Source organism: Microcystis sp. LE19-195.1E (assembly GCF_027532095.1).
In the GTDB taxonomy this organism is placed as follows: domain Bacteria; phylum Cyanobacteriota; class Cyanobacteriia; order Cyanobacteriales; family Microcystaceae; genus Microcystis; species Microcystis aeruginosa.
On record NZ_JAPZSZ010000032.1, the window covers coordinates 1 to 23,224 of the forward strand.

At 43.5% G+C, this 23,224-nt stretch carries 22 protein-coding genes; 9 read left to right on the forward strand and 13 right to left on the reverse strand.

The genetic code is table 11. The annotated features are described in order from the left end of the window. Positions 1-169: 169 nt before the first annotated feature. Positions 170-298 carry a hypothetical protein gene (locus tag O9300_RS02335; RefSeq protein WP_287969812.1) on the reverse strand — a complete coding sequence of 43 codons (129 nt, stop codon included), beginning with the start codon at positions 296-298 and terminating at the stop codon, positions 170-172. 171 nt (positions 299-469) lie between these two features. Between O9300_RS02335 and O9300_RS02340 the strand changes: the two genes are divergently transcribed. Beyond that, positions 470-3,040, forward strand: coding sequence for a TIGR03960 family B12-binding radical SAM protein (locus O9300_RS02340; RefSeq protein WP_287969814.1), 2,571 nt, complete (start codon positions 470-472; stop codon positions 3,038-3,040). A 42-nt stretch (positions 3,041-3,082) separates the two neighbouring features. On the opposite strand, the gene O9300_RS02345 is transcribed toward O9300_RS02340, so the two are convergent. The 4 genes from O9300_RS02345 to O9300_RS02360 form a co-directional block, all read right to left on the reverse strand. Next, entirely contained in the window at positions 3,083-3,619 is a 537-nt protein-coding gene (locus O9300_RS02345; protein ID WP_287969816.1) for a hypothetical protein, read from the reverse strand. Between the two features lie 94 nt (positions 3,620-3,713). After that, positions 3,714-4,928, reverse strand: coding sequence for a type II secretion system F family protein (locus tag O9300_RS02350; RefSeq protein WP_287969818.1), 1,215 nt, complete (start codon positions 4,926-4,928; stop codon positions 3,714-3,716). Between the two features lie 194 nt (positions 4,929-5,122). Then, on the reverse strand, positions 5,123-6,223 hold the full coding sequence (locus tag O9300_RS02355) for a type IV pilus twitching motility protein PilT (RefSeq protein ID WP_002797770.1): 1,101 nt from the start codon (positions 6,221-6,223) through the stop codon (positions 5,123-5,125). Positions 6,224-6,375: 152 nt separating this feature from the next. Further along, complete coding sequence (locus O9300_RS02360; protein WP_287969820.1) at positions 6,376-8,391, reverse strand: GspE/PulE family protein; 2,016 nt, start codon at positions 8,389-8,391, stop codon at positions 6,376-6,378. 240 nt (positions 8,392-8,631) lie between these two features. Here O9300_RS02360 and grpE point away from each other — a divergent pair, with 240 nt between their 5' ends. Next, positions 8,632-9,354 carry a nucleotide exchange factor GrpE gene (gene grpE, locus O9300_RS02365; protein ID WP_287969821.1) on the forward strand — a complete coding sequence of 241 codons (723 nt, stop codon included), beginning with the start codon at positions 8,632-8,634 and terminating at the stop codon, positions 9,352-9,354. A gap of 31 nt (positions 9,355-9,385) precedes the next feature. Here the strand turns inward: grpE and O9300_RS02370 are convergent, their stop codons facing one another. Together O9300_RS02370 and O9300_RS02375 are read right to left on the reverse strand one after the other, a co-directional pair. Next, positions 9,386-10,105 carry an HAD-IA family hydrolase gene (locus tag O9300_RS02370; RefSeq protein WP_061432561.1) on the reverse strand — a complete coding sequence of 240 codons (720 nt, stop codon included), beginning with the start codon at positions 10,103-10,105 and terminating at the stop codon, positions 9,386-9,388. Between the two features lie 90 nt (positions 10,106-10,195). After that, entirely contained in the window at positions 10,196-12,160 is a 1,965-nt protein-coding gene (locus O9300_RS02375) for an amylo-alpha-1,6-glucosidase (protein WP_287969823.1), read from the reverse strand. A 90-nt stretch (positions 12,161-12,250) separates the two neighbouring features. Between O9300_RS02375 and rpmH the strand changes: the two genes are divergently transcribed. The 5 genes from rpmH (at position 12,251) to O9300_RS02400 (ending at position 14,889) form a co-directional block, all read left to right on the forward strand. Then, complete coding sequence (gene rpmH, locus O9300_RS02380; protein ID WP_002739276.1) at positions 12,251-12,388, forward strand: 50S ribosomal protein L34; 138 nt, start codon at positions 12,251-12,253, stop codon at positions 12,386-12,388. Positions 12,389-12,414: 26 nt separating this feature from the next. Continuing rightward, positions 12,415-12,777, forward strand: a complete 363-nt coding sequence (rnpA, locus tag O9300_RS02385) for a ribonuclease P protein component (protein ID WP_287969825.1) — start codon at positions 12,415-12,417, stop codon at positions 12,775-12,777. Continuing rightward, on the forward strand, positions 12,767-13,162 hold the full coding sequence (locus O9300_RS02390; RefSeq protein WP_002763099.1) for a PH domain-containing protein: 396 nt from the start codon (positions 12,767-12,769) through the stop codon (positions 13,160-13,162). Before rnpA ends, O9300_RS02390 begins: the two co-directional genes overlap by 11 nt. An 84-nt stretch (positions 13,163-13,246) precedes the next feature. Further along, a complete protein-coding gene (gene yidC, locus O9300_RS02395) occupies positions 13,247-14,395 on the forward strand; it encodes a membrane protein insertase YidC (protein ID WP_287969828.1) in 1,149 nt (382 codons plus the stop codon). Then, positions 14,395-14,889 (forward strand): Jag family protein, encoded by a 495-nt coding sequence (locus O9300_RS02400; RefSeq protein WP_046661447.1) that lies wholly within the window; start codon positions 14,395-14,397, stop codon positions 14,887-14,889. Before yidC ends, O9300_RS02400 begins: the two co-directional genes overlap by 1 nt. A 106-nt stretch (positions 14,890-14,995) precedes the next feature. On the opposite strand, the gene O9300_RS02405 is transcribed toward O9300_RS02400, so the two are convergent. The 5 genes from O9300_RS02405 to O9300_RS02425 form a co-directional block, all read right to left on the reverse strand. Continuing rightward, positions 14,996-15,394, reverse strand: a complete 399-nt coding sequence (locus O9300_RS02405) for a hypothetical protein (protein WP_287969830.1) — start codon at positions 15,392-15,394, stop codon at positions 14,996-14,998. 418 nt (positions 15,395-15,812) lie between these two features. Beyond that, on the reverse strand, positions 15,813-15,977 hold the full coding sequence (locus O9300_RS02410) for a hypothetical protein (protein ID WP_287969832.1): 165 nt from the start codon (positions 15,975-15,977) through the stop codon (positions 15,813-15,815). Positions 15,978-15,990: 13 nt separating this feature from the next. Further along, entirely contained in the window at positions 15,991-16,200 is a 210-nt protein-coding gene (locus O9300_RS02415) for a hypothetical protein (RefSeq protein WP_002739214.1), read from the reverse strand. 11 nt (positions 16,201-16,211) lie between these two features. Further along, a complete protein-coding gene (locus tag O9300_RS02420) occupies positions 16,212-17,891 on the reverse strand; it encodes a glycosyltransferase family 39 protein (protein WP_287969834.1) in 1,680 nt (559 codons plus the stop codon). Between the two features lies 1 nt (position 17,892). Then, positions 17,893-18,468: a hypothetical protein gene (locus O9300_RS02425; protein WP_002738922.1), complete on the reverse strand. Its 576-nt coding sequence runs from the start codon at positions 18,466-18,468 to the stop codon at positions 17,893-17,895. 236 nt (positions 18,469-18,704) lie between these two features. Here O9300_RS02425 and O9300_RS02430 point away from each other — a divergent pair, with 236 nt between their 5' ends. After that, positions 18,705-18,899, forward strand: a complete 195-nt coding sequence (locus O9300_RS02430) for a hypothetical protein (RefSeq protein ID WP_147069146.1) — start codon at positions 18,705-18,707, stop codon at positions 18,897-18,899. A gap of 150 nt (positions 18,900-19,049) precedes the next feature. Here the strand turns inward: O9300_RS02430 and O9300_RS02435 are convergent, their stop codons facing one another. Further along, positions 19,050-20,579 carry a pyruvate kinase gene (locus O9300_RS02435; protein WP_287969837.1) on the reverse strand — a complete coding sequence of 510 codons (1,530 nt, stop codon included), beginning with the start codon at positions 20,577-20,579 and terminating at the stop codon, positions 19,050-19,052. An 820-nt stretch (positions 20,580-21,399) separates the two neighbouring features. On the opposite strand from O9300_RS02435, the gene gatB reads away from it, so the two are divergent. Then, positions 21,400-22,872, forward strand: a complete 1,473-nt coding sequence (gene gatB / locus O9300_RS02440) for an Asp-tRNA(Asn)/Glu-tRNA(Gln) amidotransferase subunit GatB (protein ID WP_287969839.1) — start codon at positions 21,400-21,402, stop codon at positions 22,870-22,872. Positions 22,873-23,224: the final 352 nt, after the last annotated feature.

Here is a 23,224-nt window from a genome sequence, read left to right on the forward strand (position 1 = left end):
CGATTTTGAGGGGGTCAATTACCTAATTTTCAGGGAAAAAGTCCCTGAATTTCCCCCTGATCACTCCCATATCTGGTACTTTTTGAGGGGAAAAAAGTCCAAAAGTCTTATCCAACAAGGTTTTTAGATTTATTCAGCAAGCCTTAATTATCTTATAGCCTCTGGAATTTTAGGGAGATGGGGAAGTGGGGTAGATAGGGAAGTGGGGAAGTGGGGTGTGGGGTGTGGGGAAGTGGGGAAGTGGGGAAGTGGGGAAGTGGGGAAGTGGGGAAGTGGGGAAGTGGGGAAGCTGTCTCATCACCCTATCACCCTATCACCCTATCACCCCAAAACCCTATCACCCCAAAACCCTATCACCCCAAAACCCTATCACCCCAAAACCCTATCTCCCGACTCCTGAATACTGACTCGATTCTGGCTGCTATAGTAGAAAAGCACCCATTGCTGACGATATCTGAGGTAGATTGCCGTGACTATTGCTTTAGACCAACTGCTCACCCCCGACATTTTTCGACCAGCGCGTTATTTGGGCAACGAGTTAGGTGCTAAACATAAAGAATGGGCAAGTGCGGTGGTTCGTTGGGTGTTAACCTATCCGGAAGTGTACGAAGTGGGGGCATCTAACCTCGGCCATATTATCCTCTACAATATCCTCAATGCACAACCTCGCCAACTCTGTGATCGCACTTATTTACCCGCACCGGATTTAGCCCAAAAACTCAAACAGACAAAAACCCCCCTATTTGCCCTAGAATCCCGTCGTTGCCTCACCGATTTTGATATTCTCGGTTTTAGTCTTAGTTACGAGCTAGGAGCCACCAATATTTTAGAAATGCTCGACCTAGCGGCAATTCCCTTGACTTGGAGAGCAAGAGACTCAGGTAACTATCCGCTAATTTTTGCTGGGGGACAAACTGCCACCTCTAACCCCGAACCCTACGCCGACTTTTTTGATTTTATCGCCCTTGGTGATGGCGAAGAATTATTGCCAGAAATCGGTTTAATTTTAGAAGAAGGTAAACTAGCTAATCTAAGCAAAGAAGAACTATTACTAGATTTAGCCCAAATTCCAGGGGTATATGTCCCCCGTTTCTACGATGTCACCCCAATCGGTGCAGTTATCCCCAATCGTGACGATGTACCGCCAAGAATTTTACGCCGGGTAGCTACTCCTATCCCAGCCTATTCTATCGGTTTAGTTCCCTTCGTGGAAACGGTTCACGATCGCCTGGTGGTGGAAATTCGTCGCGGTTGCACGAGGGGATGTCGTTTTTGTCAACCGGGGATGTTAACCCGTCCTGCGCGGGATGTGCAACCAGAAGCAGTAATCGAATCGATTGAAAAAGGAATGCGAGCGACGGGATATAACGAATTTTCTCTATTATCTCTCAGTTGCTCCGATTATCTAGCTTTACCTGCCGTGGGTATGGAGATTAAAAACCGTCTCCAGAATGAGAATATATCTCTATCCTTACCCAGTCAAAGAGTCGATCGCTTTGACGAAAATATTGCTAACATAATTGGGGGCAATCGTCAATCGGGTTTAACCTTTGCACCGGAAGCGGGAACCCAACGAATGCGCGATGTGATTAACAAAGGGTTAACCAACGAAGAATTACTCAGAGGGATAAAAACTGCTGTCGAACAGGGTTGGGATAAGGTTAAACTCTATTTTATGATCGGTTTGCCGGGGGAAACCGATGTGGATGTCATCGGTATCGCGGAAACCCTGCGTTGGTTGCGTCGGGAATGTCGTTTACCGAAGCGGAAACCCCTCGATTTTACCCTAACTATCTCTAATTTTACGCCTAAACCCCATACCCCCTTCCAGTGGCATTCCGTCTCGACGGCCGAATTTATCCGCAAACAGGAGTTATTAAGACAGGAATTCCAAGGCATGAGAGGGGTAAAAGTCAATTATACCGATGTCCGCATCTCGGCTATGGAAGATTTTATCGGTCGCGGTGACAGAAGTTTAGGGAAAGTGGTGCTGCGCGCTTGGCAATTGGGAGCCGGGATGGATGCTTGGTGGGATAATACAGAGAAAGCCTATCAAGCATGGTCACAGGCGATCAAAGAATCCGGTTTAACTTGGAAATATCGTCAGATAGAACAGGGAGAATGGCATATTTTTGCCGATGCAGACAAAGATATTTTAGAGCGTCCTCTGCCCTGGGATCATCTGGATACTGGTATCGATAAAAAATGGTTACAGGAGGACTTAAAACGCGCTCTAGACGCGGCAACGGTCCCCGATTGTTCTTTTGAGGGTTGTTCCCATTGTGGCGTTTGTAGCGTCGATTTTGGCCATAATATCGTTATTGAAGCGCCCCCGATTCCCGCTTTTGCTGGACATTTTCAACCCAATCAAGAACGCGTCCAAAGAATTCGGGTTTGGTTTGGCAAAATTGGCGAAATGGCCTTAGTTAGCCACTTGGATCTGGTGCGTTTATTTGATCGCGTCGTCCGTCGCGCTGCTATTCCCATTTCCTTTACCGGTGGATTTCACCCCGGTCCGCGCATTTCGATCGCCAATGCCTTATCCTTGGGAGCAACCAGTAGCGGTGAGATTGTCGATTTTGAATTGACAAAAGTGATCGATTTAGAGAGGTTTAAACAGCAGTTAACCGCACAATTACCCGCAGATTTGCCGGTTTATCAGGTGGAAGAAATTCCCTTAAATGCTCCTGCTGCCACCCGTTTGTTAGAAAAAGCTGCGTATTTGCTCACTTTTAACAGTGAGGGAATTGACTGCCAACAATGGCAAAATTGGATCGAGGCGATTAAGCAAGCAACGGTGATGGAACGGGAAAAAACCACCAAATCCGGCAAAAAAGTCACGATTAATCTGCGAGAACAATTATATGAATTAGAGTTAAAAACTGTTGACAAGGAAGCCGTTTTGTGCTATGTGGGCAGTTGTCGCAATGATGGCACTTTACTGCAGCCCGATCATATCGTCGAGATGTTAGAAAGGGTTTCTGGACAGGAAATTTCGCTGCTTAATTTTCATCGTCAGCGCTTGATTTTAGGGGCTTAACCATCGTAAAGTGTTCCCTTTATACTAACCCCAGAGAGTCAGCTAATCTTGATCGACTAATTCTAAGCAATCATCAATCAAAGCTGGCCGATAACTTTGAACAACCATCGGTAAAAAAGCCCCTCTTAAACCCTTTTTTATTCTCTCGGCCGTTTGATCAAAAACCACAAATAAAGGATGAATTGTTTCTGCACCTTCACTAAACATATGTTGTTCTCTGGGGGGCATTAACCATTCATATTCTTTATCTAAACATATTTGTGTTTCGCGCCAGCGTTTCAACAAATCAGAAAAATCTTCCCCCGGACGATGGATAAAAATCAGGATTTCTGAACCTAATTTAATTTTCCATTCCGGATCACACATCAGAATAGCCAAATCACAAGCTAATTGTACCGTCTTTCTAGATTCAAGGGCAGAAGATGGACGAATTCTGATCAAGGGCAAGGGAATAGTAATTAAACTCTCTTCAGGACGACGCATACTAGGAATTAACTCTAAATAAGGGCGATATTGTCGCAATAATTCGATCGCTCCCTCACGACAGCTATATTCCGCTAATAAAGTTTCGTAAGACACAGATTCACCTAATCAAATAAAAGGAGATAAAAATTAAAATCTTGCTGATTTCCAGCTACCGGCAATAGTCACCGATCACTGATCACTGATAAACTTATCCCAACGCATCGAAGATTTTAAACATGGGCAGGTACATAGACAAAAGAATAGTTCCCACCATCCCCGCAATACCAACCATCATCAAGGGTTCAATGATACTGGTTAAAGCTTTAACGGCCTGTTCCACCTCATCTTCGTAGAAATCCGCCACTTTCATCATCATGGCATCTAATTCTCCTGTTTCCTCCCCAATACTAATCATTTGAATTGCCAAAGGTGGGAAAACATTGGCTTTTTGTAGGGCCAAACTCATCATTCCCCCCTGCTGAATTTCCGCCTTGGCACCAGCGATCGCATTGGCAATTACCTGATTACCCACCGTATTACAAACGATGTCGAGGGAACTTAAAATCGGGACACCAGAACGCGTCAGAGTCCCAAAAACCCGGCAAAATCTAGCCACAGCCGATTTTTCATTCAAATCACCAAAAAGAGGCATTTTAAGGAAAAACTGGTCAATTTGCAGACGACCCATCGGGGTTTTGTAATAGCGACGCAGTAAAAAAACCGTGGCAACAATGGTGACAATCGGAATTAAAATCAACCAACTACGCATCACTCCACTTAAAAAGAGCATAAATTGCGTTAAAGCTGGTAGTGGCACGTTTAAATCGGTGAAAATTTTCGCAAACACGGGAATTAAAAAAATTGTCATCCCGAAAAACACAATTATCGCCAAAATTCCCACCGCTACCGGATAAGTCATCGCTGATTTAATCTGGTTTTTCAAGCGGGCCATATCTTCCAAAAGTTTCGAGAGACGGTTCAGCACTTCATCGAGTACCCCCCCCATCTCTCCAGCTTCGACCATACTGACATAAAGTTCATCAAAACATTCGGGATGTTTGGCCATCGCTTCCGATAACGGACTCCCTTGCTGTACCTCAGCACTAATCGCTTGCAGGGCTTTTTTCATCTTGAGGTTACCGCATTGATCCCCCAAAACTCCCAAACATCTCACAATCGCCACACCAGCATTAATCATCACCGAAAATTGACGGGAAAAAACCGCTTTATCTTTGATGGAAATGCTGGTAAACATCAACTTTAAACCGGAAAGATCGATCTCTCCCCCCACTTTTTTGACCTTACCGACGGCGGCATATTTCGCCTTCAGCATCGTCCGGGCCTGTTCGGGAGACATGGCCTCAACTTTCTCTTGGAAAACTTTTCCAGAGCCGTTTTTAACTTGTGCGACAAAATTAGGCATAGGACAAATCAGTTATCAGTTATCAGTTATCAGTTATCAGTTATCAGTTATCAGTTATCAGTTATCAGATTGGAGTTTTAAGTGGATAGATAGTGTTAAGTGAAAACTTCTGTACTTTCTTTTCACTGATTACTGGTTACTGTTCACTGATAACTGATAGGGGCTGACGAACGCTTAAAGGTTACTATTTGTTATTAAATACGGGCTTTAGCGTTAGCGCCAGCCCCAGCGATAAGACGTTGTAATTCATCGGGTTTACCGCTTTTAGAAATGGCCTCTTCCAAAGAGACAACACCCCTAACAACTAAATTAGCTAATCCCTGTTCCATGGTTTGCATTCCTAACTTCATTCCCGTTTGAATTGCTGAATAGACTTGGGGGGCTTTTCCTTCCCGAATTAGGTTAGCGATCGCTGGAGTTACCACCATGATTTCCTGTACCATTGCCCGACCAAATTCCCCCGGTTTAGGATTTTTTTTCTTGACTAGGTTTTGACTAAAAACTGCTAGTAAAGAATTGGATAACATGGCGCGAATTTGTGCCTGTTGGTTAGCAGGAAAAACGTCAATAATCCGATCCACTGTTCCCGCTGCCGAGCTAGTGTGTAGGGTTCCGAAGACTAAGTGACCTGTTTCTGCCGCCGTGATTGCCAAACTAATTGTTTCTAAATCCCGCATTTCTCCCACAAGGATAATATCAGGGTCTTCCCGTAAAGATGCTCTTAAAGCGTTAGCAAAACTCTTGGTATCTTCTCCTTTTTGTCGTTGGTGAAACAGACTTTTTATATTAGGAAAAACGTATTCAATTGGGTCTTCTACAGTTAAAATATGTTCAGACCTAGTCCGATTAATTAAGTCTAAAATTGCCGCTAAAGTGGTAGTTTTACCTGAACCTGTTTGGCCAGTTACGAGAATTAATCCCCTCGGTCTTTCCGATAACTCCCGTACTACTCTAGGTAAATTTAATTGTTCAAAGTTAGGAATTTTAGAGGACAAAGCCCGTAAACAAGCTGCATAAGCCCCCCTTTCTTTATAAACATTGACCCTAAATCTTGCTAATCCTTTCACCCCGTAGGAACAGTCTAATTCCCAATTCTGCTCTAACTCTTTTCTTTGGGTATTATTGAGCATACTAAAAATCAATTTCTGACAATCTTGCGGGGTTAAAGATTCTTCATTAATCGGGGACAGTTTGCCACTAATGCGAAAATAGACCGGCGCCCCAGACTGAATGTGCATATCGGAACCGCCCATCTCGACCAATTGTTCCATTAAATCTTCGATCATTAATTCCATAAGTTAAACCCCATCTATAAGGTAAAATCAGTGAACAGTAACCAGTAACCAGTGAACAGTGAAAAGACATTGGGAAAGTGCTATTTAAGACTACTCACTTAATACTCCTTACTTAAAACTCAAATCTCATAACTGATAACTGAAAAACTGTCTTAATCACTAAATCGCGGTGTCATACAATAGGGACAATCGAGCCATTCTGGTTGTAGTTCGGCGCGACAACCACGACAGATTAAACCGCTTTTCCGTTTGGCTTTTAGTTCCGCTTCCAGACCAGAATCGGTAAATGTCACCCGTTCCACTTCTTCGAGGGTGGTGTAACCCTCGCGCACCAGATTTAAACTATAGGCTAGGAGTGTTACCATGCCCTCATCGACGGCCGTCTCCTTAATGCGATCAGTGGTTGCCCCTTGGTTAATTAACTGCTGTAGTCGTTCACTGTTCTGCATTACCTCATAGACCCCGACGCGACCTTTATAACCGCTGCCACCACATTTGGGACAAAGATTACCCTGTTTTCGCGCCTGTTGAATTTCCTCTAGGGTCAGGGTATTAGCCTTATAAAAGGTCACTTCCCGTTCATTGGCGGCGGCAAGACCAAAATGGGCTAATTCCTCTTGACTGGGGTGATAGGCGACTCGACACTCGGTACAGACGCGCCGCATGAGACGCTGGGCCAAGACTCCCAAGAGAGAACCAGAAATCATAAACGGTTCAACCCCCATCTCATCGAGACGAGCGATCGCACCTGCGGCATCGTTGGTGTGTAGGGTAGTTAGGACCAAGTGACCAGTTAAGGCCGCCTCGATCGCTGTTTTAGCCGTTTCCTTATCCCTAGTTTCTCCCACCAGAATCACATCCGGGTCTTGTCGCATGAATGCCCGCAGAATCGAGGCGAAATCCATGCCTTTTTCGCGAATTACCTGCACCTGGGTGATGCCTGGTAGAGAATATTCGATCGGATCTTCGGCCGTACTAATATTGACCCCAGGGTGATTTCTTTCGGCTAACACCGAGTATAAACTGGTGGATTTCCCCGAACCGGTCGGGCCTGTCACCAGCAACAGACCAAAGGGACGACTGGCCATGTCTCGGACGATTTGCAGGGTCTTTTGGTCGGTGATTAGTTTATCTAAACCCAACTGGGTAGCCGAGTTGTCGAGAATCCGTAAACAGACTTTTTCCCCGTAGCGACTGGGTAGGGTATTAACCCGAAAATCCACTTTCCGCCCTTGATATATCCGCCGAATTTTACCATCTTGGGGAAGACGACGTTCGGCGATATCGAGATCGGCCATGATTTTAAAACGGGCTGTCACCGCCGGGGTAATTTTTTTCGGCAGTGGATCAAAAGCTTGATGAAGAACTCCATCTTTGCGAAAGCGAATTTTCAGGAATTCTTCTTGGGGTTCGATGTGAATATCGGAAGCCCATTCCTGTAGGGCTTTAGCTAGAATTTTATTGACGAGGTTGATGACGGGGGCTTGATTAGCGTCCCCTTCTCCGAGATCATCGGCCACTTCATCGTTAGCACCCCCGGAGGCCACATCAATATTGCCGACAATATCGGTGAGATCCGAGAGTTTTTCCAGGTCTTTTTCTTTTTGCAGTCGGGCTTTTTCCTGTTCTAGTTCCGATTGAGCCGAGTGGAATTTTTCCAGTAATCTTTCATAATCTTCGCTGGTAATCACCAAACGCTGTAAACCTAAATCCTTGGGACGGAGAATACGATTAATATCGTCGGAAGCCTCGAGGTTGTCGGGATCGACCATGGCTATCAAAATCGCAGCCGGCTCTCCTTCGATCTTTCGCAGGGGGATGAGACGATAGCGACGACAAAGATCGATCGGAATCAAAGAATCGATCAATCGGGCTATTTCCAGTCCATCCACATCGGTTAATTCGGGGTCGAGCGATTCGACTCCGTAGAGAATTTTTAGTTCAAATAACTGGTTTTTCTTATACTGTCGCTGTAAATCCGGGGGCAAAGGGCGCCCGGTTAGTTGTTGTAATATTTCTACTAGCGATCGTCCCGATTTCCGTGTTTCCACTAGGGCCTGTTGCATCTGGTCGGCACCGATATATCCCGACTGCACCAACTTGTTACCAAAGGGCGAAAAGTAATTGCGTAGGGCAACGGCACGGGTTTTCTTGGAAGAAAATGTCATAGACGATTCTTAACCTCTCCACTACCCTTAAATGTTCCCAATTTTACTGAGAGAATTGCATTCTAGCAAAAATTTTTCTAGATCACCGATTATCTATCGGGGTCGCTTATATCCAGTTACGGATATTGTCCACAAAATGTTACATTAAAGGTTAAACCTTGATTATTAGCTGGTACTTAAAGACCAAAATTAGCAGTGAATGGTCATATATTACCAAATTACCCACTAAAATTGTATACTATGAGTGCAGAACCGAATAACTCAGTAATTTTCGACGAAAACCAAGAATCCTTTCCTAATTACCCCGAATCCCTTACAACCGAATCGGAAGCCAGTGTCACCGATGAAGCCAAAACGGTGACGAACCAGGCAGCCTCTAGCGAGGAATTTTCCCTTCTAGGGGGAATGACTATCGATGCTCTACAAGAGGAAATCGACACTCTCAAACAGCAGTTAGAGGAACAAACCCAGCAGGTTGATGCCTACAAGAAACGCTATATCACTCTAGCGGCCGAGTTCGACAATTTTCGCAAACGCACAGCCAAGGAAAAAGAGGAACTGGAAACAAAAATCAAGGGCAAAACCCTGATGGAAATTCTTGGCGTGGTGGATAATTTTGAGCGCGCCCGTACTCAAATTAAACCGGCTAATGATGGCGAGATGGGTATTCACAAGAGTTACCAAGGGGTCTATAAAATCTTAGTGGAGAGTCTCAAGCGTTTAGGCGTTTCCCCCATGCGTCCGGAAGGTCAACCCTTTGATCCTAGCTACCACGAAGCGATGATGCGGGAGTACACCGATGAACATCCCGAAGGCACGGTGGTCGAGCAGTTAGTGCGAGGATACACTCTCGGAGAAGATGTTTTGCGTCATGCTTTGGTAAAAGTGGCCGCCCCCAAAGAGACAGATCCTAACGCTGCTCAGTCAGAAGCGACTGCCATCCCATCGCAGGAATCAGTCTAAAATCCCGATGGGGATTAAAGCAGTTTGAGGGTTAGGTATTAGCTGGTAGGGTATGTATTCCCTCCCTATCCCCTATTCCCACTGAAAGACTTTTTCTCTCTTGACCTGTTGATCTTTTAATTAAAAACGCTTCTATACCCAAGGATTTTGCTCCTTGGTAATCCTCTTTTTTACTATCGCCAATATGCCAAGCTTGTGCGGGGGAACAATCATGTTTTTGTAGGGCGATTTGAAAAATTTCTGGATCGGGTTTAGCCGCTCCTGTCTGGGAAGAAATCGTGATCGATCGAAAAAAATATTCTAAGCCTAATTCAGCCAAAACTTGGTAGATACGACTATCAAAATTAGAAATAATGCCCAACTCGATCCCCTGAATCTGCCAGAGTCTTAAAGCGGGAATGACATCCTCGTACAGGACCCAAGGCTCGGCTGTGGCAAAATGATGATAAAGTTCGCCAAAAAAAGCCTCAAAATCGGGAAATCGTTCCAGATAACCTAAATTATTAAAAACTGCCCCAGTCAGCGATCGCCACCAGCGATACTCTAACTCGGGAATTTGTGCAGGTTCAACCTTAGCAAAAGCTAGGGGGGGAGAAGTGGGGAAAATAGCCAAGAAAGATTGTTCTAGACTCTCGGCCGCCACCTCTACCCCAAAATCAGCTGCTATTTGACTATAAATTGCTCCGACACTGCCTTTTACTCCAAAAAGAGTCCCCACAGCATCGAGAAAAATAACTTGCGGTTTCTCCATGTGAGTTTTGTCTATAACGGTCTGACTGAGGTTTTTAGGGTAAGCCCTTTAGCTGGTCTAACACACCTAACAATTGCTCATTTTAAAGGATTATGGCGTAAATTCTCGGATCACTTGCCAAACCCTTAATACCTCTGCCACTGTCCATGCTTGGGCAAAAGCGCCCCTAGGGGTAAAAGGGGCATTACCATCGAAAATTTCGCTTAAATTACCGATACAGCTATCCCGAAGATGGTCGATCATCGGTGTTAAAAAACTCTCAGCTAGAATGGGATCGCGATAGACTTTCAGATGGGCCTCGATAAATGCCCCTAATAACCATCCCCAGACTGTCCCCTGATGGTAGGCACTATCTCTTTTTAAGCGATCGCCACTGTAAACGCCACGGTAATCAGGATGAGCGGCATCTAGCGATCGCAAACCGCGAGAAGTCAACAATTTTAAAGCACAAATATCGACAATGGCCTTTTTCTGTGGGGAATTTAATAACTCCTCCACCGACAAAGACACGGCAAAAAGTTGATTCGGTCGTAAACTGGCATCATTACCCTTGTCCGTATCCAAAACATCGTAACAATACCCCAGAGAATCATCCCAGAAGCGAGAGAACCCTTTTAGGGTCATTTTTCTCATTTTTTCGTAATCAGTGGCATCCATGCCCAAATAATGGGCAAATTGAACCATTATTTTGAGGGCATTGAACCAAAGGGCATTAATTTCTACGGGTTTGCCGATGCGGGGAGTAATCACCCGATCATCAACTTTGGCATCCATCCAAGTCAATTGTACTCCCGCTTCGCCAGCATAGATCAAACCATCGTCATCTAGGTGAATATTGTAGCGAGTACCGCGACGAAACCAAGCGATCACTTCCTTTAAAGCGGGATAAATAGTTCTGAGAAACTCAAAATCTTGGCTTTGGTTAAAATAGGAACGAATGGCTTCAAAATACCAAAGAATAGCATCGACAGCGTTATATTCGGGCATTTCTCCCCCATCGGGCAGTAAATTCGGCAATAAACCCTGGTCTAGATAACGGGAAAAAGTTAGTAAAATCTGACGCGCGATCGCAGGTCGGACTGTAGTCAAAGTTAATCCTCTTAGGGAGATCATCGTATCGCGACCCCAATCACCAAACCAAGGATAACCCGCGATTATCGTTTTGCCCTCCGGTTGATCCCAGAGAGGACGACTAACGATAAACTGGTCGGCAGCGAGGGTAAGTTGTTGAATCCATTCAGGCTGCTGGGGATTAATCAGACTATTTTCGTAGCGATAGCGAGACTCTAGAGAAGATTGACCGTCTAAATTCGGATCGGGACGGGTACTAGCGGCAATTGTCACCGATTCTCCCACTCTAAGAGTAGCCGAAAAACTAGCCCCATGGAGATGATTTTCCCGATCGATTAAACCACGATAACGTTCCACGGCCAAATCAAAGCGATAATACCAGATATGAGCGGGAAAAACCTGTCCTTGACTGATTAATAGATAAAAAGGTACAGCATGGTTATATGCAATCACTCTTACTCCTTTTTCCAGGGGACTAATAGCCATTTGCCAGTTAAAACCCTGGGTATTGCCGTGAAAATCACGATAATTGACAAAAGCAGTCAGATTGAGAGTTAGGGGAGAATTGCCACGACGGTAGGTATAGTGAGTATAGGTGGTATTTTCTCCCTGTTCCATCCAAATGCGCTTTTCTAGTAAGGCATCCCCGCAGATAAAAGTCCAGACGGGAATTGTGCCTTCCAGATGAAAACTTTCGATATTAATATAGCCTTGCGGTTCGATCGTAGCACCTAACCAGCGATTGCTGGCCAGATGATAAATTTTCTGGTTATATTGTACCGATTCATCGATTTTAGTCACAAGAAGCGTTCTTTGCGTCGGTGGAGCCAAAGCAGCGATCAAGAGGCCATGATAACAGCGAGTTAGCAATCCGGCCACAGTTCCCGCGGCAAAACCACCGATACCATTAGTGACTAACCATTCGCGCTTTTCAGCCACTGGGAGACAATTACAGATATCTCGACCAAAACGGAGCTTGACCATGGGCTTCCCAATTCCTAGTAATTTTGTTATAATAGAAAATTGTGTCTTTATATCTATAGAGTAACTCTATCTTAAGGAGGAAAATCACCAGTGAGTAAGCGTACTTTAGAAGGAACCACGCGCAAACAGAAGCGCACTTCTGGATTTAGAGCGAGAATGCGTAGCGTCAACGGACGCAAAGTAATTAAAGCTCGTCGGAAAAGAGGGCGCTATCGTTTAAGTGTTTAGGTTATTCTGGGAACCGACTAATTTTCGTGGGACTACCCCAAATTCATCGCTTAAAACATCGACAGGATTTTCAAGCTGTCTATGGAAAAGGGAGGCGTTATCACGGTTCCCACTTAACCTTAATTAGTTTAGAGGATTCTTGCCCAGATCACTCTCTCCCCAGTCGTTTTGGTATCTCGATTAGCAAGAAAGTTAGTAAAAAAGCAGTGGTTCGTAATCGACTAAAAAGGCAAATACGAGCGGTAATTCGGCAGTTATTGCCAGAAATAGCAGCAGGATGGCGAGGGATAATCATTATCCGTCCAGGGGCGATCGAGTGCAATTATGAACATTTTTTGCGAGAATTAAAGCAGTTGTTAGTGAAGGCCAATATAATTCATGGGCATTAAAGAAGAAACTTTTTATGAAGGGGGTCCGCACATCGGCGACCTAATCATCAATATCCTGCTAGGATTTACGGTGATTTGTTTACCTTTGACCGTTGGGGCAGTGGTGCGCGCAATCTGGTTAAGATATAAGATAACCGATCGGCGGATTTCGATCACCGGGGGTTGGATGGGACGAGATCGCACAGATATTATCTATTCAGAAGTGGCAAAAGTGGCAAAAATGCCGAGAGGAATTGGTATTTGGGGGGATATTGTCGTAACTCTCAAGGATAGAAGTCGTTTAGAAATGCGCGCGATGCCGAAATTCCGGGAAATTCATGACTATATTGCCGAAAGAGTCGCCGATAAAACCGGTCGTCCCCTAGAATCGATCATCAGTCAATAAAACAAAATAATCGATCGCCGAGATTCGATAAATTAGATTTGTTACAGTGCAACCCCATTAAACGAGAAGGCATAGATTAAACCCATGGATTTTGGAGTCGGATTTATTTCCACAAATATCATGTTGCCAATCCTAGATTTTTTCTTTCGGATTGTGCATAGTTACGGTTTCGCCATCATTGCTTTAACGCTGGTGGTGAGATTTGCCGTCTTTCCCCTCAGCGCCGGCCAGATTCGCAATATGAGAAAAATGCGAATCACTCAACCCTTAATGAAGGAAAGACAGACAGAAATTCAACAACGCTACAAAAATGACCCGCAAAAACAACAGGAGGAAATGGGCAAATTAATGCAGGAGTTGGGCAATCCCCTAGCGGGTTGTTTACCCCTGTTATTACAAATGCCGATTCTTTTGGCTTTATTTGCGACTCTGCGGGGTTCCCCCTTCTCGGACATTAACTATACCGTCGATTTACAAGTGCTGCCAACCGAACAAATCGCCCTCGTGCAGCGCCAACCCTATGCCACCAAACCCCAAAACGTCTATATTGACGAATCTCTCCACTATCCCATCACCGCTTTTTTACCCCAAGGCAATAAAATCGCCCCGGGAGAACAGGTAAAAATCGACCTCCAAAACGACCAGGGCAAGTCTTTAAGCCAATTAGCCACGGAAGTACCCGAAAATAACCTAAAACCCACCTACGAGGTGCTTAAAGGGCAAGAACTGGTGCAAGTTAATGAAGACGGTTCCATCGTCGCTTTAGCCCCCGGAGATGCCAGTATTAAAGTTATCGTGCCGGGGATTGCCGCTAATACGGGTTTTCTCTTTATTGAGGCCCTGGGAAGAATTGGGGCAACCGGTGCGAATGGTGAAATTCACTGGGATATCTTGGCGATGGTGATCGCTTTCGGTATTAGTATCTATGTTAACCAAGAGTTATCCGGTGCCGGCGCGCCTTCGGGGGGAGCAGCCCAACAACAGCAAACGGTGAATAAAATCACCCCGATAATTTTTAGTATGATGTTCCTGTTTTTCCCCTTACCGGCGGGGGTATTGATGTATATCTTAACCGCGAACATCTTCCAAACTATTCAAACGGTGATTTTGATGCGGGAACCTTTACCGGAAAACCTGCAAAAATTGGTAGCGGAACAGGAAAAAACGGAAAAATCCCGCGATGCTCTCCCCTTTGAAAAACGTTCTAGCAAGAAAAAGGAAAAAACATCGTAATGAGTATATGGGAGCAAAATAGCGAGAAAGCTAAACAATGGCTGGAAAAACTGCTAAAGTTGATGGCCATGCCCGCAGATGTCCAGATTGGTGTGCAGGAATTGGGAACTGGACCTTCCTCCTGTTGGTTAATTATTGATAGCAGTCAATTGAGTCCCCAACAAGTGGAACTTCTCCTCGCTAACAAGGGTGAGGGACTGGATGCGATTCAATCCCTAGCTAATACGATTCTGAATATTGGTGTCGAGTCGGCAGAACATCAGTTCTATATTGTCGAAATCAATGGCTATCGTCAACAAAGACAGGCAGAACTTTTCGACTGGGTGAATCAAGCGGCGACGCAAGTACGGCAAACAGGACAGGAAATAGAATTAAAAGCCCTATCTTCGGCGGAACGTCGCCAAATCCATGCCTTTTTTCAGGAAGAAAACGATTTAACCACGGAAAGTCGCGGCGTGGAACCCGATCGCCGGTTAGTAATTCGTTTAAAGTAGGATCAAAGGGTGGGCTAAAACCTGCCCTCTTTTTTATTTTAGGCTTTAGCCTTCTTGCTCACTCTAAAATTGAGTTGAGAATTACCACAGCCATGGAGATATAAAATTAGAAAATACGACCACCTCGACGGTTGGGAGCTAAACCACGATTACTGGGTGTAAAGCAGTAGGCATCGCGATTGATTCGTCGAATATTCTCTTGTAAAAATCGATCACAATTGCCCTCTGGAACGATAATTGTTTGATAGAGCGATTTTCCCGATAGATTACGATAGTAAGGAATCCAAAGAATACCCAGATTTTGAAACCCATATTTGAAGTGTAGTTCTTCCCCGCGTTTCTTTGCTTCGTATTCGGTCTTCCAAGCTGACTCGGCAATTACTCGCAGACCTTCAAAATCGGCACTGTGCCAGTCAAGACGTGGAGCAGCGAAAACCTCACCGAAAAATGTACTCGAAAATGCCATGCACATCATCAATAAAGTGATTTCTTGTCTGATATTCATGAAAAATTGATAACTGAAATATTTTTTATTTTAACCTCAGTTCAAGATAAGCCGAAACCATAATTTTACCTTAGCCAGTCAGTCCTATTCTTTCCTGAAAGTCATGGCAAAATCTGCTGGGTGCATCTCATGTTTGTAAATCTACCAAGTTGGGATTTTTACGGGGAAACTCCTCGATAAAATTGGGCGTTACTTGCGATTTTATCACTCAATCCCAGCTTTTGGGGGGTTCTACCCCCCAAACCCCCCGTTGGGGGCGTGGCGCCGCCCCCAAACCCCCCGCGCATTAGCTTTTCGGTGGGATGCTTACAGGCAGCTGCTGATACATTTGTCATCATCTAAGAGTCACTGATAATTGCTGATTATCGGTATTTCTGCAAATGTGAGATGCACCCAATCTGCTTAACCCGAACTGAAGTTATTTTAGCCAGATATCTCCTTTCTCTTCTGTCTTTTCGCCTGTTTTTGCTCTCAAAGCTCTGGCAGCCAAAATTTTGTCATCGATTGACGTTGTTAATAGTGGGATTAACTCCCCATCCAACTTTAAAAACACCCCACATCCAGGAAAAACTTTTTGCCGCAAACCCTAGTTATAGTTAATAACTTAACTTCAGAGCATTTACCGGTACATCATCCCAAGATTCTACGGTTCTTAAAACTGCTACCCACCCCGCTTGTTTTTGTTCATCCGTAAGACTGGTTAACCAACTTTGATGACAATCTTTTGCCGCTTGTTCATCTTGACAGGCAATACAAGCTTGTACTAAACCGCAGGGGTCAATCTGTTCATTTACCCAAATAATCATAGTTAATAGCCCTACTTAACTTTATTATTATAATCCATCGATCGCCCACAGAGAAACTTTTGATATTGATAACCTGTTACATAATTGGAGGATAACTCTGAAGGTTGACAGTCCGATAAATCTATTGAAGAATGGAAATTAATTAACCATAATTCAAAAGGGGGAGAAGATGGCAGATTAAAATTTGGCTTTTGTTCTGGGTTAACTAAGATAAACTTAGGGTTTTTATCGGGAAATCTTTGGTTAAATTCCCAAGCAATTCCCATCATTTCTCCCACCTGCACCAAACTCCTATAGCTAGTGGCAATTACTAACGGATAACGGCTATTATTTTCGATAGTGGTAACTAATTTATCTGGGCGATAATACTTACGATAGCCTAAATTAAAAGTCACACTTAGGGAACTAACTAAAGCCATGATAATTACAATAATTACTATTCTTTTCCGCTTCCTTTGCCAACAATTGTCTAATAAAATTGCCAGAATTAAAATTACCGAGGGAAAGTAAACAAAACTATATCTAGCTCCCCGGGTAATATCGATCGAGAGCAGATAGGTGATGACAAAGAAAATAGCAATTGAACTGAGAAAAAATGCCGAGAGAATGCCTAATTCTGGTTTATAGGAGTCTAGCCACGCTGTTTTTAATTGTGGGATAATCCAGAGAAAAAAAACGATCATTATTGCGCCAGAAATCAAGATAATTATTAAAGATTCTGATTCAACGGGGAGCAGAGAAAGCATAGTAATTAATGTTCCCAGCAATTGAAAAAAGGGGCTAATTACTGCTAAAAAACTATCATTGTCTCTCTGAATCCAACCAGTCATCTGATTGCCATAATCTTTGGGTACAAACGTGATCAACCAAATAACAATAAAGCTCAAGTTACCTAAAAAAACTAAACTTAAACGCCACCAATTAGTTATCCAAAAGTTTTTTTGTTGGATTTGATTGAATAAAATCAATAATAAAGTTATTGCTTCCGCTAGGATAGTTAAACTAAAAAAATAGTGGACTAATAACCCTAGACAGTTGACAATTAACCAGAAAAAAACCAAAGTATGGGATATTCTCTTATGGTCGATAATTTTGATGCTTGCCTTAAGAAAACAGCCTAAAGATATGAGGACAAATACAACCGCTAAAGTATAATGGCGCGCTTCTTGGGAGATAAAAACCCCGTAGGGAGAAACCGCCATTAAAATCGCCGACAGAAAAGCGATCGAGCCTGATTTAAAGACCAATTTACTGATAAAATAAATTAAAGGAATCGAAATAACTCCCCAAAATACTGCCAGCAATCGCATCCCTTCTAAAGATACATATTCTCCCCGATCAAAGAATAATTTATTCCAGAGATAGGCGAAAATAAAATATAAAGGTGGATGATTGTCCTCCTGAATAACTAATTTAATTACATCGGCAATAGTTGCCTGATGGTTGCTCTGGAGAGGTGCTAATAAAGTGGCGAGGGAAATTATCTGATTTAACGGCACTATCTGGTAATTATTGCCAATACTAAAAACCATAGTGGCAAATTCATCCGTCCAGGGAGGTTTGCTCGTTAATTGTGTTAACCTAATAACCAGTCCCAAAATTATTACTAATCCTAACCAGCAAAAATCAGACCAAGCTAACCGCTCCTTGCTTCTTTGTTGTAGATCAGAAATGACTGTAGATAAATTCAATTTAATTGTTATCTCCGAAAGATTCGATTATTTTAACTGCTTCCGATGGGGAAATATCCTGACGGCAATTAGGATAATCATACTCCTCCCGGGCAATTAATGCCCCACTGAGACGATAAAAATATTCTCCCATTTTCATCCAGTCGGAATACAAATCGGGTTCGGGGAATTGTTGCCTTAATTCCGAGTCTTTGGGTGTACCATAATTGAGCCAGTATCCTTCTCCAAATAGTGGAGAATTGAGCGCTAGGGTTCCCTCTAATTCTAAACCATCATCGCCCCTGGCGTTTTCGATTCCTTCCACCAAAAAACAGCTATTCTCGGCATTTTCAAAGAGGACTGCGTATCCTTTCCCCTCTTCTGCGAGGATTTTAATCTCGCTGGCCCGAAATCCGGGAGGAATATAGTTAGGTAAAATAATCTTAGCATCTAGCGATCGCAGTTGTTGCCGTTGACTGGCGCTCAAAGTTACCGTTTCTGCTCTCAAATATTGCCCATTGTCAATAATAACAATAGATAATCCTAAAACTAAAGGCCAGAAAAATTTTATGGTCATAATCGCTGTTTCTAGGGTCATATTCTGGAGAATATGTCAGTTTTTAGGCAATTTACTGATTATTTAACCAGATTAATGACGAATATTGCCCTTTTCCTGTTCCCGATTCCCTATTTACCCATTCTAATCGACAAAAAATCATAGCTTATCTGTGGATTCCACTTTTTTCCACTTCTGTCACCCGGAATTATGGGACTGACATCACCCCAAACCCTCTCGTATTCTAAGGTTATCGACAGGAAAGAGAGGTAACAACCATGTTAGTCAGCCACCAAAATCAAACTTTTGTCCGTAACTACTTAATCGCAGTTATCTCCGTGGTGATGATGGGTGCGGGAGTTGCCGATCTCGTCAATAATCCCTCCCGAATCGCTCAACAAAACCGTCTTGATGGTTATGGTCGCTATGTTAGCGCTGGTTTGGTTAGTGGTGCGGTCAATAATATGCGTTAATTTGCCTCTGATTCTCAATCCTGTTTAAAAGGTGTGGGGGAGTGGGAAGTTTTTTCAGTGATCAGTAAACAGTGATCAGTAAACAGTGAACTAATAACTCAAATCTGAAAACTAATAACTAATAACTAATAACTAATAACTGATAACTGCTTAAACCCAAGAATGGAGAGCGCGTAATTGGGGCGTTTTTTTAGCTTGGTGGGTCTGCATTCTTTGTAAAACATCATCGAGAATTGTCACCGCTTCGCGGATATATTCCCCCTTATTAAGCATGACACATTCGGCTCTTTCGGCCATAGCGGCATCGGTAATCTCGGCCCGGGAAGGAATACTTTTCTTGACCAGATTTTCTAGGACTTGGGTGGCCCAAATTACCGGAATATGGGCTGCTTCGCATAACCAGAGAATTTCCTCTTGAATTTCTGCTAGTCTTTGATAGCCAATTTCTACGGCCAAATCACCCCGGGCAATCATCACCCCAAAAGGTTGTTTACCGGCGGCATGGATGATTAATTCGGGTAGATTTTTCACGGCTAAAGGTGTTTCTATTTTGGCCACGATTGCTTTTTGTCGCCAAGCATCCCCCAAACGACTTTGTAACTCTAGCTGTAGTGTCTCGATATCGCTGGCTTTTTGCACAAAAGAGTAACCGATAATATCGGCATTTTGGGCAATAAAATCTAAATCTTGCCGGTCTTTTGCGGTCAAAGGATCGATATTTAAGACGGTATCGGGGAAATTTAGGCCTTTATCTGCTTTGAGTTTTTCCCCTTTCTCCCTGGCGTGGGTAATTTTTAGTAAAAGACCCTCCGGCATTATGGCAATAACTTCAGCCCCAATATGACCATCATCAATCCAAACTTTCGCCCCGACGGGAATTTGAGGAATAATCTCCGGTTGGGAACAATTAGCCTGAAAATACTGAGGATGGGCAGTGTGGGGGGGTTGGGTGGTTAAGAGGAGAAAATCCCCTTGATATAGTCTGGTTTGGGACTGGGGGGCTAAAATCTGTTCTAAACGGATTTTTGGGCCAGCTAAGTCCATATAAACCTTACAGGTATGTCCATTGACTAAATTTTCGGGATTTTTGACCGCCTCGCGCAGATTTTCGATCATTCCCTGCCACTCTTTGGGTCCATCATGGGCGCAATTAATGCGAATACAGTCCATCCCGCAACGCAGTAATTGAGCGATAAAATCGGGGTCGGTTGCCGCCTCCGTCGGCATTGTCACCATAATTCGCACCCGACGCCGGGGGGAAGGCAGACCGAAAACTTCGGCGCTATGGGAGGCTAAAAGTTGATCTCCTTGGAAAAATGCCTCTAAAGGGGGATGTTTGGGTAATAATGAGGCTTCTTGATGACAAACCGCCCCTAAAGTGGCAATTACCGCATCGAGAGTCGGTAAAACTTTCGATTCAATCCGGCCTAGGGAAGATAATCCCCAGGGCATTAAAGCTAATTGTAAATCCCGGATATCTTCTTGTCTCAGGGCGAGATAATAGGCTAAATTACGGGTGCTAGGTTGAAAATTCTCCTTTTCAATGAGGTTTTTCCACTGCTGCAATTTCTCCTCTCCTTCCACTGTCACAAAATGCCGTAACCTTTGCAGATGATGGAGGAGAGTTTGGGGATAGGATAATTGTTCTCGCTTGAGTTGTTCTGAGAGAGTTAAAGACATAAAATTGAGTAAAAAGTAAAAATCGTCAATTAAGTAGGGAGGCACAATTATTTGTAGGATGGGTTAGCGGTAGCGTAACCCATGCGGGCGTTGGGTTTCATGCTTCAACCCATCCTACGTTCATCTTATATTTAATTCCACCCACCTACTTACTAAGGCAATACTCATCTAGAAAATGCTCACTTTCGCCGCTTATATTGCTTTTGGCTGGTTATGGGGTCAGTTCTCGGGTATAATCTCTCTGTTTCTATACTAAGCAAATATCCCGTCTCTAGAAGTTAATTTTTGCTACGATTTATGGCGGTTATCTTAACGGTGAGGTGGGAAGTTTTGGTTTTCGGTGGTCGGTGGTCGATACTAAAAAAGCTAGGTTTATCGGTGAAAAATTATCGATAAGCTTCCCTGTCTTATGCCTTTGATAAAATTTAAAATAATGGCGTACATTGGCTGAATAAATTATCTTTTTTAAGCTATATTAAAGGTGCATAGAGTTATTAGTAACTACAGTATTAAGTTTTATGAAGGGAGGGAATGCTCCAGAATCGCGACTATAATGATTGACACTCCCAATGGCCTCATCAATAGCTTGATATTGAGATGGTTTTCCTCTAAGCTTGTACTCTAAAATGAACATCTTGCCTATCGACCGAACGATCGCAAACTGTTATAACATACTAAAATTAGGTTGACAACTGTTCTTAGTGGTGATTCACTATTTCTATACTGGTCGGCTTTTCATCTCATCGGTAAAACCGAGGGTTCCTTCAAGCCGACATTTTAGGTAAACAGATCATTCCTGTGTCGGCGAGAGCGAGAAAATATGTCTGCCACTGAATACGAAGCAATTATCGGTTTAGAAACCCACTGTCAACTCAACACCAAAAGCAAGATATTTTGTCCCTGTCCCACCAACTTCGATAGTCCCCCCAATACTAACGTCTGTCCCATCTGTTTGGGTTATCCGGGGGTGTTACCCGTCCTTAACCAAGAAGTCCTGGCCAGTGCCGTTAAACTGGGATTAGCTATCGACGGTAAAATCACACCTCATAGCAAATTCGATCGCAAACAGTATTTTTATCCCGACCTGCCGAAAAATTATCAAATTTCCCAGTATGATCTCCCTATTGTCGAACAGGGTCAACTAGAAATCGAGATCGTCGATAAAAAAACTAAGGAAGTTAGCCGCAAAATTATTGGCATTACCCGTCTGCACATGGAAGAAGACGCGGGAAAACTGGTTCATGCCGGCAGCGAACGTCTCTCCGGTTCCACCCATTCCCTCGTGGATTTTAATCGTACAGGTGTACCATTATTAGAAATTGTCTCGGAACCGGATTTACGCACCGGGGCCGAAGCGGCGGAATATGCCCAAGAATTACGGCGTTTAGTGCGTTATCTCGGCATCAGTGACGGTAATATGCAGGAAGGTTCCCTGCGCTGCGATGTCAATATTTCCGTTCGTAAAAAAGGCACTAAAAAGTTCGGGACTAAGGTAGAAATTAAAAATATGAACTCCTTTAGTGCTATCCAAAAAGCCATAGAATACGAGATCGATCGACAAATTGAAGCGCTCGAAAATGGCGAATTGATCGTACAGGAAACCCGTCTTTGGGAAGAAGCTACTCAACGGACGATTAGTATGCGGAAAAAAGAAGGTTCTAGCGATTATCGCTATTTTCCCGAACCGGATTTACCCCCCCTAGAAGTCTCCCCCGAACAGTTAAAAGCTTGGGCGGAAGAATTACCGGAATTACCCGCTCGTAAACGTCGTCGTTATGAAGAAGAATTTGGTCTTTCCGCCTACGATGCCAGGGTTTTAACCGATGATCGCACCGTGGCCGAATATTTTGAAACTGCTGTAATTGCGGGGGCCAATGCCAAATTAGTCGCTAACTGGATCAGTCAAGATATCGCCGCTTATTTGAATAATAATAAGCTGACGATCACAGAAATTGCCCTGCAAGCGTCAGACTTAGCCGAATTAGTTAAACTGATTGAAACGGGAACAATTAGTGGCAAAATTGCTAAGGAAATTTTACCAGAACTTCTCACTCAAGGCGGTTCACCTAAAGCGCTGGTGGAAAAGAAAGGATTAATACAAATTTCTGACAATTCTGCGATCGAAAAACTGATCGAGGAAATTATCGCCTCCCATCCAAGCGAGTTAGAAAAATTCCGGGCGGGTAAAACCAATCTTAAGGGATTTTTTGTCGGTCAAGTCATGAAAAAAAGCGGCGGTAAAGCCGATCCTAAATTAACTAGCCAAATCTTAGATCAAAAACTTTCTGGTTAGTTATATTCAGTGATCAGTGATCAGTAAACAGTAATCAGTGGGGAGCTTTTTTTCAGTGATCAGTAAAAAGTAAACAGTAATCAGTGAACTTAAAACTCAAATCTGATAACTGATAACTGATAACTGATAACTGGTAACTGATAACTGATAAGTAGCTGGTTATAATTAAATTGAAGATAGATTTTAGGTTCGATCCCCCCTGCCCCCCTTGATAAGCTATCCATTAGTCGGATCTTTCTTAACAAAAAGAGAAGAAACTTAAAAAAAAGGGAAACGATTGATAGGTATAGTTTTGAAAGAAGGAATTAAGGTGGAGGTAAGCAAAAAAATGGAGAAATGGGCAGCCCAAGAA